This window comes from Nonomuraea sp. NPDC049750 (assembly GCF_040659625.1).
Lineage (GTDB): Bacteria > Actinomycetota > Actinomycetes > Streptosporangiales > Streptosporangiaceae > Nonomuraea.
The window spans coordinates 215622-226897 of record NZ_JBFANB010000010.1; the positions used below are offsets into that span (position 1 = coordinate 215622).

Here is an 11276-nt window from a genome sequence, read left to right on the forward strand (position 1 = left end):
GGTCCTGGCGGTCATGGAAGCTTCCCGTCGTCGCCCGGCGGCCTGCCGGAGACCGTCACGCTCTGGCCGCGGAACTCCGCGACGATCTCGCCCGCCGGGCGGCGTACGGTCACGTCGTAGACGCCGTTCCTGCCGTACCTGACGCGCTCCGTGGCCTCGGCGACCAGCTCGTCCCCGGCCGCGGCCGGGCGCAGGAACGTCACCTGCGCGCTGTGCGCCAGCGTGACGCGGCCGTGGGAGTTGCAGGCGTAGGCGAACGCGGCGTCGGCGAGCAGGAACAGGTAGCCGCCGTGGGCGATGCCGTGGCCGTTCACCATCTCGTCGGTGACCCGCATCCGCAGCCGCGCCCGGCCGGCGGCCACCTCCTCCAGCGCGATGCCGAGCGCGCGACAGGCCGGGTCCTCGGTGGTCATACCGTTCATACCGTGGCCCTTCGTACCGGGGCCCCGATCCAGGTCCTGGCCTGCGCCTGGACGGCCGACCCGTCCGGATCGGCGAGCTTGCGCGCCAGGTACGCCGCCACCCACTCGCTGGTGGGGACCCGGAACGGCGGCTCGTCCTCACTCAGCGCGCGCACCACCACCTCGGCCACCTCCCACTTGGACTGGCCTGCTCCCTCCCAGCCCGCGCCGCGCACCCAGTCGAGGTAGCCGTCGAACGTCGGCGCGTACGGCCCCGAGGCCGCCCGGATGGTCCCCCGGTTGATGTCCGGAAAAATCCCGAACTCGGTGTCTGGTACGAAGCCGGGCACGACCACGCTCACCCGCACCCCGTGCGCCGCCGCGACCGGCGCCAGGCTCTCCATGAACCCTTCGACGGCGCACTTCGCCGCCGCGTACGCCTCGTTGAACGGCTGGCCCACGACCCCGTGCACGCTGCCGATGGTCAGCAGGCGGCCACGGGCGGCGCGCAGCAGCGGCATCGCGACCCGGCTCACGGCGATGACGCCGAAGAAGTTCACTTCCAGGTTGGCCCGCAGCGCCTCCATGGTGGACATCTCCATCGTCGGGTCGAAGTTGGAGACCCCGGCGTTGTTGACCACCGCGTCCAGCCGCCCGTACTCCTCCCGCACGCCCTGGAGGCACGAGTCGATGGACGCGGCGTCGGTGACGTCCAGGCGGCGGATGTCCAGCGTGACCCCGGCCTGGTCGGCCACCTCGCGCAGCGCGCCGTCCTTGCCCGGGTCGCGCAGCGTCGCCACCACGGTGAACCCGGCCCTGGCGGCGGTGACCGCGGTGGCCAGGCCGATGCCGGAGGACGTACCGGTGATCAGCACGGTCATGCCGGGCTCTCCTCAAGGTTCTTGGCGCGGTTCATCAGCGGCTGGATCCCCACCGCGGGCAGGAAGGAGAACGCGGCCAGCAGCGTGCCGGCGACCATGACCACCTTGGCCGCGTCGAGCACGCCCAGGCCGCCGGTCAGCAGGGTGACCGCCGTGCCGCCGACGAGCGCGGCCAGCGGGATGACTCCCCAGGTCACGGTGCGGAAGGCCGCGTGCATCACGCCCTGGTTCTCGGCCGTCATCCGCGACTGGCGGATCGGGGCGCTGCAGACGTTGATGCACGACATGAAGAAGCCGTAGCAGCTGAAGGTCACACCGATCACGGCCGCGGCGGGCAGCGCGGGCGCGGCGAGGATGCCCAGGCCGACCAGGCAGTGCAGCAGCAGTCCCCAGGCCATGGTCCGGCCGAGGCCCAGCCGTTCGCTGATCTTGGGCGCGACGAGCGCGCCGATCACCGCGCCGCCCGCCCCGGCCGACATCGCCGCCCCGAACACGCCCACCGAGATGCCCAGGCCCTGGTAGGCGAGCACCGGCAGGACGGTGACGAAGATCGGGCCGCCGGAGTTCAGGGTCACGGCCGCGATGACCACCCGGCGCAGCACCGGATCGGCCCAGTTCAGCCGGAACCCCAGCACCAGCCGCGACCACACGGAACCCTGCTGGACGGCCTTGACCCCCCAGGGCCGCATGGCGCGGAAGCACGCCGCCGAGACCAGGTAGCTGGCCGCGTCGACGAGCAGCGCGGCCACCCCGAGCACGTGGTACAGGCCCGCGGCGATCGACGGCCCGGCCACCTCGGACACCGTGCTGCTGCCCTCAAGGCGCGAGTACGCCCGCACCAGCTTGTCCTCCGGCACCGTGGTGGGCACGGCGACGAGGTAGCCGACGTTGAAGAAGATCGTCGCGCCGCTGATCAGCGCCACGCAGACGAACAGCAACGGCGTCGACAGCACGCCGAACCAGTAGGCCACGGGGATCACCGTCACCGCCACCAGCCGTACGACGTCGCACATCAGCATGGTCAGGCGCTTGTCCCACCGGTCGACCAGCACCCCGGCGACCGGGCCCAGCACGGGGATGCCGAGGTACTGGGCCATGGCCACGACACCCACCTCGAACGCGGAGGCGTGCAGCACGAAGATCATCAGTGTCGGGACCACGAACACCGTGACCCGGTCGCCGACGAGGCTCACCGTCTGACCGCCCCAGTACAGGTTGAACTGCCTGCCCAGGGACTCCGGTAACCTCACGGCTCCTCCCGTACGACGAAGCCGACGGTCTTGCCGGTGCGCTCGTTGCTGATCAGCGCGTCGACGACCGTGACCCGGAAGGCGTGCGGGTCGTGCTGGAAGGCCGTGCTGATCGTGAACGTCGCGGACATGAGCTCTGCCCGCAGCCGTTCGGGCAGGTCCGGTGGCGCGTCCGCGTCGGTCAGCAGCAGCACGTCCACCGCCGAGACCCGGCCGCGCTGCTCGGTGATGAGGATCTGCGCCCGGGAGACGCCCGGCTCGCGCTCCGCCTGGGCGACGATGTCGTCCACGTGCAGCCCCAGCCCGCGTACCTGGACCACCGAGTCGCGGCGGCCCAGCACCCGCAGCGCCCGGTCCTCCCGGCCGCACTCGCAGGTGACGAAGCGGCCGGCGTCGCCGGTGCGGTAGCGCAGCACCGGGTTGAGCATGTCCGGGTCGAGCGTGGTGAAGTCCAGCAGCTCGTCGGCGTCGGTGTGCACGAGCTGCGCGGGCAGCGGGTGGAAGACGTCGGCCGGGCACCGCGGGGTGTTGGTGCCGATCACCCAGGTCTCCGTGCTGCCGAACATGCCCCAGCGGCGCGCGTCCGGCGCCACCACGGCCATGTCCTCGTCGAGCTGTGGGTGCCACGCCTCCCCGAGCCAGAGCACCTTGCGCAGCGCGGGCAGGCGCACGCCAGTGGCCCGCGCGTGCGCGAACCACAGCCGCAGCACGCTGGGGGTGCCGCCGAACGCGGTCACGCCCTGGGCGGTGAAGAACGACAGCCAGTCGCCGTACTCCTCCTTCGTCACCGAGCCCAGCGCGATGACCCGGCAGCCGGACAGGTCGGCGAAGGCCCCGGCCAGGAAGTGGGCGCCCCACATGCGGCCCGCGCCCCAGCCGTTGACGAAGACGTCGTCCGGGTCCAACGGCCGCCACTGCTCGTACACGCCGGCCATGTAGAACCCGGTGGGGGCGTAGCCGACCTTGGGCGCGCCAGTGCTGCCGCCGCTCTGGAACAGCCAGGTGGCGCCCTGCTCGGCCTTCGGCGTCAGGTGCGCCAGCGCCACGTTCAGGTCGTCCTTCACCAGCGGGGGAAGCGCGGCGACGTCCTCCAGCGTGAGCAGCTTGTCGCAGCCGGCGTAGCGTGGCGCCAGCGCGGGCACGGTCTTGAGCCGCTCCAGGGCTCGGCGCGGGACGCGCAGATGGGGCTCGGCCGCCTCGGGCGACAGTGAGAACGATTCGGTCATTTCTTCACCTGACTTTCGGTCAGCCAGCGGGTGTGGGCGTCGCGGTAGGCCGTCCAGCGGGCCCGGGTGACCTCGCGCTGGAGCGTGCGGTGCGGGTCGCCGTAGTCCGGGGCGATCACACCGTCGGGTTCGAGCTCGGAGAACCAGTACCGCTCGCCGTCGTACAGGAAGTCGACGCAGAAGAAGGGGATGGGCAGTTTCTCGTAGAAGTACGCCGTCGCCTCGGCCAGCTCGGGTGGGACGGGCGGGAACTCCATCGCGCCGCCCCGGCTGGCGTTGGCGACCGGCGAGCCGGGCTCGGGGATCCGCTTCATCACGGCGTACGGCTCGCCGTCGACGACGTAGACCCGGTAGTCGACCGTGCCGTCGCCCAGGTAGGGCTGGATCACGAGGGTGGTGTCGCCGCCCTGCGCGAGGCTGGCCAGGCCGCGGATCTCCTCGGCGTCGCGGGCCAGGTTCACTCCGCCGCCGCCGCACCAGCCGGACGGCTTGACGATGGCCGGGTAGGTCAGGTTCGCCAGCGCCACCTCGTACAGGTGCTTGCTGGTGTCCCGCCCGGTTCCGATGCGGAGGGTGGGCACCGGCGGGATGGGCGAATCGTGCAGGTAGAGGACCGTGGCCAGCTTGTCGTTGGCGATGGGCGACAGGCTCGGCGGGAACGACAGGTAGAAGCCGGCCTGTTCCAGCACGGCGTACAGCGCGTACTGGTTGAAGACGTCCATGGACTGGTAGGGCAGCGAGTACAACGCGGTGATGAAGAGCGTGTCCTCCGGAGTGACGAGTTCGTCGTCCACGTAGACGCGCGGTTTGCCGGTCTCCAGGCCGTCGACCGTCACCGCGTCCGGGGAGTGCCGGCACCAGCTCAGGCCGAGCTCGGCGGCCACGTCGGCGTAGAGGTCCCAGAAGAAGGGGTGCCACATCGCGGTGCCCCGGGTGGACTCGCGGTCGGGAAAGATCCAGCACATGCGGCGCAGCGTGCTCGGGGTCATGGTCGTCCCTCTCCGTCGGCCCACCAGCGGCGGCCCGGCTCGGGCAAGGTGTCGATCGGGTCGTAGAAGGGGAACAGGCGGTCCTCGACCGGCTGGAGCCCGATCCCGTGGTTCTGGGCCCAGTACGAAATGCCGCGTTCGCGGTCGTACTCCACCACCTGGTGCACCCAGCGCTTGCCGACGTACGGCACGTCGCACACCAGCCGCGGCGTCGCGTAGCCGGGGAGGTAGCCCATGATGGCTTCCTGCAGCCGCTGGGCCTGGTGGACCGGGATCCGCCAGTGTTCGGCGTTGGGGATCAGGTCGCAGAGGTAGAAGTAGTAGGGCAGGATTCCGGCCTCGCCCTGCAGCGCGAAGCACAGGTCCAGCAGGTCGCCCGGGGTCGTGTTCACGCCCCGCAGGAGCACGCCCTGGTTGCGCACGTCCCGTACGCCCGCCTCGAACATGGCCCGGGCCGCCTCGGCGACCAGCGGCGTCACCGACCGCGCGTGGTTGGCGTGGGTGTGAATGGCCAGGTTCACGCCGCGGGCGCGGGCGATGGCGGCCACCCGGCCCATCCCCTCGACCACGCGGGGCTGGAGCCAGTGCTGAGGCAGGCCGATCAGCGCCTTGCTGGCCAGGCGGACGTCCCGGACGGACTCCAGTTCGAGCAGCCGCAGCAGGAACGCCTCCAGTCTCGGCCACGGCAGGTTGGCCACGTCGCCGCCGGAGACCACCACGTCGCGCACGCCGGGCGTGCGCTTGAGGTAGTCCAGCATCAGCTCCTGCCGGTCCACGGGCTTGAGCGCGAGCCGGGCCTTGACGACCTGCGGCGTCGAGGTGCCGACCAGGTCCATCCGGGTGCAGTGCCCGCAGTACTGCGGGCAGGTGGACAGCAGCTCGGCCAGCACCTTCGTCGGGTAGCGGTGGGTCAGCCCCTCCACCACCCACATCTCGGCCTCGTGCAGCGAGTCGCGGCGGGCGCGCGGATGGCTGGGCCAGACGGGATGCCGGTCGGAGCGGACCGGCAGCAGGTAGCGCCGGACCGGGTCCGCCAGGAAGGCCCGGGTGAACGCGGCCGGATCGCTCACGGGCTCCGGCGCCATCACGTTGAGCAACTGCGGTGTGATCAGTATGGACATGGTCGCGAACCGGGCCACGTCGGCCGCCAGATCGGCGTAGAAGGACCCCTGGAGCAGGTCGCCCACCACCGCGCGTAGCTGCCCGGCGTTCTTCACGCAATGGGCGCGCTGCCACTGGGCATCGCGCCACTGCGCGTCGGTGACGCCGCGCCAGCCCGGCAGCCGCCGCCAGTCCGGCTCGACGAGCGGACGGCGCACATAGGTGTACGGGCCGCGGGCGACGTCGGCGTTCATCTGATGGCTCATCCGGTGAACAGCACCGCGTGGCGGGTACGGAGCTCGCGCTTGAGCACCTTGCCCGTGGGGCCGAGCGGGTAGTCCTCGTCGGTCCGCGCGATGATCACGGTGGCGAGCGTGGCCAGACCGGCGTCGGCGAGGGCCTTGTTCGCCTTGTCCATGACCTCGTCGGCGGTGGCGTCGGCGGCGCCGGCCTGCAGCCGCACCACGGCGATCGGGCGCTGCCCCTCCCCCGCCTTGCCGGGCACGCCGACGACCGAGCAGTCCTGGACGAGGTCGGCGCAGTCGGCGATGAGGATCTCCTCGATGGGCAGGCTGTAGACCGGCCCCGTCGCGGTGTCGATGACATCCACGGTGCGGTCGAGGTGGTAGAAATTGCCCTCGCTGTCGCGGCGCGCCACGTCCCCGGTCAGCCAGTAGCCGTTGAGCTCGAAGCTGCTGGTCAGCCTCGGGTCGTTCCAGTAGCCCGGCGTACGCGAGGGGGTGATCACGGCCAGCAGGCCGACGGTGCCGTCGGGCACCTCCTCGCCGTTCTCGTCCAGCACCGCGGCCTTGATCACCGCGTCCTGCGCCTTGCCCACGCACCGGTCGTCGCGCGGGGTCTCCGGCGCGGTCACCTGGCCGAAGAGCGCCATCCCCATCTCCGAGGAGCCGAGCCCGTCGACGAACTGGGAGCCGGGCCGCGGCTCTCCGGCGTCGCCCTGCGGAAGCAGCCACGACTTGATCAGGCCGGCGGGCCGCTCGCCGAGCTCGACCAGCCGCCTGATGTGCCCGTAGTGGGCGCTGTCTCCGGTGTTGAACCAGGAGTGGACCTTCGCCGCCCCCTTCACCGGGAGCTCACCGGTGGCCAGCTCTACGAACGTCCGGGGGAAGGAGGCCACCATGGTCGGCTGGAACGCCTCCATCACCGGCTCCACTGCCGTGCGCCGCCAGTCCGCCATGACCACGGTCGGCAGTCCGAGCAGCACCGCCGTGAGGAAGTAGCTGAGGCCGCCGGCGTGGGTGTGCGGCATGAGCGACATCAGCTTGTCGTACGGCTCGGCGGGGAAGCGCAGCATCCGCGGCTGCTTGCCGTCCCAGAAGCTGCGATGCCCGAGCGTCGTCGACTTCGGGGTGCCGGTGGTGCCGGAGGAGTGGATCAACGCCACGATGTCGTCGGGCGCGTGCTGGTAGGGGTACTCCTCCGGTAAGCGGCCGGAGTCGGCGTCGTAGGCCCGCACCTCGGCGGCCAGGGCGATGAACCTGGGCCTGGTCTGCGGGGCGTTCCGGTAGGCCATCTGCAGCCTGGTCGTGTCGTCGGCGACGATGCCGACGACGCCCACGTGGTCGAGGTAGCGGACCATGACGTCGGCCCGCATCGCGTCGTTGATCATCGTCGGGATGGCGCCGAGCGCCGTGAGCGCCAGGAAGTGGAGCAGCGGTTCGAGCCCTTCGGCCACCACGATGCCCACCGGCTCACCGGGCCGCACGCCGTTGGCCCGGTACCACTTGGCGTACCGGTCGCGCAGCGCCGCCAGGTCGACCAGGCTGTGGCCGCGCAGCACCACCCGGCCACGGTGGTCGTTGTGATGGCTGTAGACGAACGGCACCGCCCGGTTCGGGTTGGCCGCGAGGGCGTGGTCGAGGAAGTTGCCCGCGCCCAGGCCGGGCTCGGTCATGAATCCCTGCCGGACGGCCAGGGGGGCGATGGACGTGCTGTCAGTCATGGATGTTCCTCCATCGGTACGTCGCGCTTATCTCCGCGGCCACCCGGTGTCCCGATCGGATGGCTCCTTCCATCAGTCCGAAGAACTCGGTGCTCGTCTCGGTGCCGGCCCAGTGCACCCGCCGGTGGGGGGCCGTCAGCCGCGGGCCGAGCCGTGGCCAGTCGCCCGGCCCGAACAGCGCCGCGTAACAGCCCCGGCTGTAGCGCTCGTGGACCCAGTCGGTGACGTGGCAGCCGATCGGCTCCGGCAACCCGGGGAACAGCCGCGCGGCCTGGGCGACCGCCTGCTCGCGCTGCTCGTCGGCGGGCAGCGCGGCGTACCTGTACGCCTCCCTGCCGGTCACGAACCCGGTCAGCACGCCCACCCCGCCATCGGCGGGCGAGTCGTCCACGGTGGACAGCAAGGGGCCGCGCGCGTTGACCGACCAGCCGGACAGCCCCTGCTCCCGCCAGGCCGGCGTCGGGTACACCAGGTGGACCTTCACCGCGCAGCCGGGCCCCGTACGCTCGCCGGAGCGGGTCGCGGGCAGCCCTGGCCGGTGGTCGATCGCGTCGGCGAGCGACGGCGGCACCGCGACGACCACGGCCTGGGCCCGCACCGATTCGGTCGCGGCCACGACGGTCACGCCGTCGTCGTCCTGGTGGATCGCGCGCACCGGCTCGCCGAGCCGCACCCGGTCGCCCAGTCCGGCGGCCAGCCGACGGCACACCTGGTGCGCGCCGCCGTCGATCCGGTCCTCCTGCGCGCCGCCCGCGAAGGCGTTCAGGTAGCGGATCCCGCCGCCCGAGCGCAGGTAGAAGGCCATGTGCAGAACGGACACGTCCGCCGGGTCGGCGGCCATCATCTCGCCGAGGAACAGCGGGAAGAACAGCCGCGCGTCCGGATGACGCAGGTGCTCGCGCGCCCACTCGGCCGCGGTCAGCGCGTCCAGCCGGGCGGCGCCCGCCGACAGCCAGGGGGCGTCCGCGCGCACCCCGCGGTCCAGCTCGTCCAGCGCGTCGAACAGCTCGCCGAGCGCGACCGCCGACAGCGGCGGGAACCGGCCCGCCCGGGTCTGCCCCTCGCCGCCGAGCGCGAACCGGCTCGCGCCGGCCATGGTGGTCGGGGTGGTCTTCAGGTCCAGCTCGGCCAGCAGGGCGATCAGGGCGGTGTGCCGGTCTCCCAGGTACGCGGCGCCCGCGTCCACCCAGACGCCCGGGGCGACCTCGATGCCGTGCGTACGGCCGCCGACCCGCTCGCGCGCCTCGAAGACGGTGACCTCCACGCCGCGTGCCGCGAGGTCGGTGGCGGCGGTGAGCCCGGCCAGGCCGGCTCCCACGACGACGACACTCATGCCGGGCTCGCGCTCTGCTCGGCGCTCGCGATCTTTTTCGCCAGGGCGCTCGGCGTCGACGCGTCGAGGAAGTCGTCGAAATCCAGTTCAACGCCGCTGGTACGGGCGATCGCGCTCAGTACACGGGTGGCGAGCAACGAATCCCCGCCCATGACGAAAAAGTCTGAGTCCGCGCTGACTTCCGGGTTCTCCAGGACACGCTGAAATACCGCCGAGACGGCGTTGACATTCACGGAATGGTCTCCTCAAACGGTGGCGGACGCGTATCGCCGATGCGAGCCGGCCCGGTCGACTTTTCCGCTCGCCGTGTAGACGAGTTCGGGGACGACGATGATCCGGCTGGGCACGAGATGGCAGGGGACGCGGTCGCGCAGATAGTCCCGGACATCGGCGGCCAGCGTCGTGTCGTCGTCGGCGGGTGAGCCGGGGACGATGGTCGTGTCGTCGTCGGCGGGTGAGCCGGGGACGATGGTCGTGTCGTCGTCGGCGGGTGAGCCGGGGACGATGGTCGTGTCGTCGTCGGCGGGTCGGCCGGGGACGATGTAGGCCGCGAGCGTCGTGTGGTCGGCGACGGTGACGCCCGTCACCGCCACGGCGCCCACTCGCGGATGACCGGAGATCTGCGCCTCGACCTCGCCCGGATCGACCCGGATGCCGCGGATCTTGAGCTCGTGGTCGAGCCGGCCTTCGTGCGTGAGCGTGCCGTCGGCGGCCAGGCCGACCCGGTCGCCGGTACGGAAGTACCGCTCGGAGCCGAGCTCGACGAACCGCTCCGCCGTCGCCTCCGGCAGGCCCCGGTAGCCCAGCGCCAGTGAGGGGCCACCGACCAGCAGTTCGCCGTCCTCACTGACATGCTGCCCGACGTGCGGGAGGGGCCGCCCGATCGGCACCCGCTGCCCCGCTCCCCCTGCGGCCAGCGGGCCGTGCAGGTCTAGGGCGTGGGTGATGAGCGTCGTCTCCGTACACCCGTAGGTGTTGACCAGGCGGATCCCATCGGTGTCGAGCGCGCGCCAGTCGGCCAGCCGCGCCGCGCTCACGGCCTCCCCGCCGATGACGACCAGCCGGACGCAGGCGGGCAGCGTGGCCCCCTCGTCCACCAAGTGGCGCACCAGCTCGTGCCAGAACGCCGACGGGAGGTCCATCACGGTGATCCCCTCGGCGGCGATCATGCGCAGCATGCGGTGGAACGATCCCGAGTGGGCGTGGTCGTGGAAGACCAGCGTCGCGCCCGTGGTGAGGGTGGGCAGGATCTCCTCGAAGCAGGTGTCCCAGTTCAGGGACGCGAACTGCAGGACGCGGTCTTCGGGGGTGAGGCCGAACAGCTCCCGCAGCGCGCCGGTCACGACGGCGATGGCCCGCCTCGGGGTCACCACGGGCTTGGGCGCGCCGGTGGATCCGGACGTGAACAGGATGTAGGCCGGATCGTCCCCGGCGACGACGACCTCTGTCTCCGGGGAACGGGCGGCCTGGCCCGCTTCGGCGCGGGAGGGGAGATCGGGAAGATCCACCAGGCGCACGCCGAGCTGACTGGGGTCGGCGGGCCCACTGGGGTCGGCGGAATCTGCGGGATCGGCGGGGTCAGTGGGACTACTGGTGGGCTTGGTGGAATTGGTGGACTTGGTGGACTTGGTGGTGGGGATCACTGTCGTGCAGCCGCTCGCCGACATCAGCGCCTGACGCCTCGGCGACGGAAACGCCGGGTCGATGGGCACGTACGTTCCGCCCACCGCCAGGATGCCGAGCAGGGCGGCCACCGTCGCCGGCGACCGGGACGCCAGCACCCCGACCACCCCGGGACGCGGGCCCAGCCGCCGGCCGGTCGCGTGCGTCCACGCGTGGAGTTGGGCGTAGGTGAGGGTCTGGCCGTTGTACGCGATCGCCGGGCGGTCCGGATGGCGGCCGACCGCGCCGGCGAAGTCCTTGATCAGGTCGTACGGATAAAACAAGGTTGCCTCTTTCCGAGCTGACCCCGGGGAGCACCGCGTATTTTCATCCCACGTGCATTCGACGTCGAATGCACCCCGGAGAACGCGTTCAGAGTGCCGCAGGGCGCTGCAGGGGGGCTTGATTCCGGAAGGATTTCTACTGGACTGCGTCTCGTGTCTTTCGTATGGCGGCCTGTAACCACGACG

At 71.6% G+C, this 11276-nt stretch carries 10 protein-coding genes; all 10 read right to left on the bottom strand.

What is annotated here, in order from left to right; all coding sequences use genetic code 11:
- Positions 1-11 precede the first annotated feature (11 nt).
- Genes paaI through AB0J16_RS26610 form a run of 10 tightly spaced genes read right to left on the bottom strand, consistent with a single transcriptional unit; the run spans position 12 to position 11090 of the window.
- Positions 12-422 (bottom strand): hydroxyphenylacetyl-CoA thioesterase PaaI, encoded by a 411-nt coding sequence (gene paaI, locus AB0J16_RS26565; RefSeq protein ID WP_358544318.1) that lies wholly within the window; start codon positions 420-422, stop codon positions 12-14.
- Entirely contained in the window at positions 419-1282 is an 864-nt protein-coding gene (locus AB0J16_RS26570) for an SDR family NAD(P)-dependent oxidoreductase (protein WP_358544319.1), read from the bottom strand. Before AB0J16_RS26570 ends, paaI begins: the two co-directional genes overlap by 4 nt.
- Positions 1279-2532, bottom strand: a complete 1254-nt coding sequence (locus tag AB0J16_RS26575) for an MFS transporter (protein WP_358544321.1) — start codon at positions 2530-2532, stop codon at positions 1279-1281. Before AB0J16_RS26575 ends, AB0J16_RS26570 begins: the two co-directional genes overlap by 4 nt.
- Positions 2529-3758 (bottom strand): AMP-binding protein, encoded by a 1230-nt coding sequence (locus AB0J16_RS26580; RefSeq protein ID WP_358544322.1) that lies wholly within the window; start codon positions 3756-3758, stop codon positions 2529-2531. Before AB0J16_RS26580 ends, AB0J16_RS26575 begins: the two co-directional genes overlap by 4 nt.
- Positions 3755-4747 (bottom strand): hypothetical protein, encoded by a 993-nt coding sequence (locus AB0J16_RS26585; RefSeq protein ID WP_358544324.1) that lies wholly within the window; start codon positions 4745-4747, stop codon positions 3755-3757. The genes AB0J16_RS26580 and AB0J16_RS26585 overlap by 4 nt, the downstream gene beginning before the upstream one ends.
- Positions 4744-6114 carry a lysine 2,3-aminomutase gene (locus AB0J16_RS26590; protein WP_358544325.1) on the bottom strand — a complete coding sequence of 457 codons (1371 nt, stop codon included), beginning with the start codon at positions 6112-6114 and terminating at the stop codon, positions 4744-4746. The genes AB0J16_RS26585 and AB0J16_RS26590 overlap by 4 nt, the downstream gene beginning before the upstream one ends.
- On the bottom strand, positions 6111-7811 hold the full coding sequence (locus AB0J16_RS26595; protein WP_358544327.1) for a class I adenylate-forming enzyme family protein: 1701 nt from the start codon (positions 7809-7811) through the stop codon (positions 6111-6113). The genes AB0J16_RS26590 and AB0J16_RS26595 overlap by 4 nt, the downstream gene beginning before the upstream one ends.
- Positions 7804-9144, bottom strand: a complete 1341-nt coding sequence (locus AB0J16_RS26600) for an FAD-dependent oxidoreductase (RefSeq protein WP_358544328.1) — start codon at positions 9142-9144, stop codon at positions 7804-7806. Before AB0J16_RS26600 ends, AB0J16_RS26595 begins: the two co-directional genes overlap by 8 nt.
- Positions 9141-9377, bottom strand: coding sequence for a phosphopantetheine-binding protein (locus AB0J16_RS26605; protein WP_358544329.1), 237 nt, complete (start codon positions 9375-9377; stop codon positions 9141-9143). The genes AB0J16_RS26600 and AB0J16_RS26605 overlap by 4 nt, the downstream gene beginning before the upstream one ends.
- Positions 9378-9389: 12 nt before the next feature.
- Positions 9390-11090 (bottom strand): amino acid adenylation domain-containing protein, encoded by a 1701-nt coding sequence (locus AB0J16_RS26610; RefSeq protein WP_358544330.1) that lies wholly within the window; start codon positions 11088-11090, stop codon positions 9390-9392.
- Positions 11091-11276 lie beyond the last annotated feature (186 nt).

What these genes read in the sequence shown, in the direction of transcription:
- AB0J16_RS26590 (WP_358544325.1), bottom strand. Translation starts at nt 6,114, where the DNA reads ATGAGCCATCAGATGAACGCCGACGTCGCCCGCGGCCCGTACACCTAT.
- AB0J16_RS26580 (WP_358544322.1), bottom strand. Translation starts at nt 3,758, where the DNA reads ATGACCGAATCGTTCTCACTGTCGCCCGAGGCGGCCGAGCCCCATCTG.
- AB0J16_RS26570 (WP_358544319.1), bottom strand. Translation starts at nt 1,282, where the DNA reads ATGACCGTGCTGATCACCGGTACGTCCTCCGGCATCGGCCTGGCCACC.
- paaI (WP_358544318.1), bottom strand. Translation starts at nt 422, where the DNA reads ATGAACGGTATGACCACCGAGGACCCGGCCTGTCGCGCGCTCGGCATC.
- AB0J16_RS26595 (WP_358544327.1), bottom strand. Translation starts at nt 7,811, where the DNA reads ATGACTGACAGCACGTCCATCGCCCCCCTGGCCGTCCGGCAGGGATTC.
- AB0J16_RS26585 (WP_358544324.1), bottom strand. Translation starts at nt 4,747, where the DNA reads ATGACCCCGAGCACGCTGCGCCGCATGTGCTGGATCTTTCCCGACCGC.
- AB0J16_RS26600 (WP_358544328.1), bottom strand. Translation starts at nt 9,144, where the DNA reads ATGAGTGTCGTCGTCGTGGGAGCCGGCCTGGCCGGGCTCACCGCCGCC.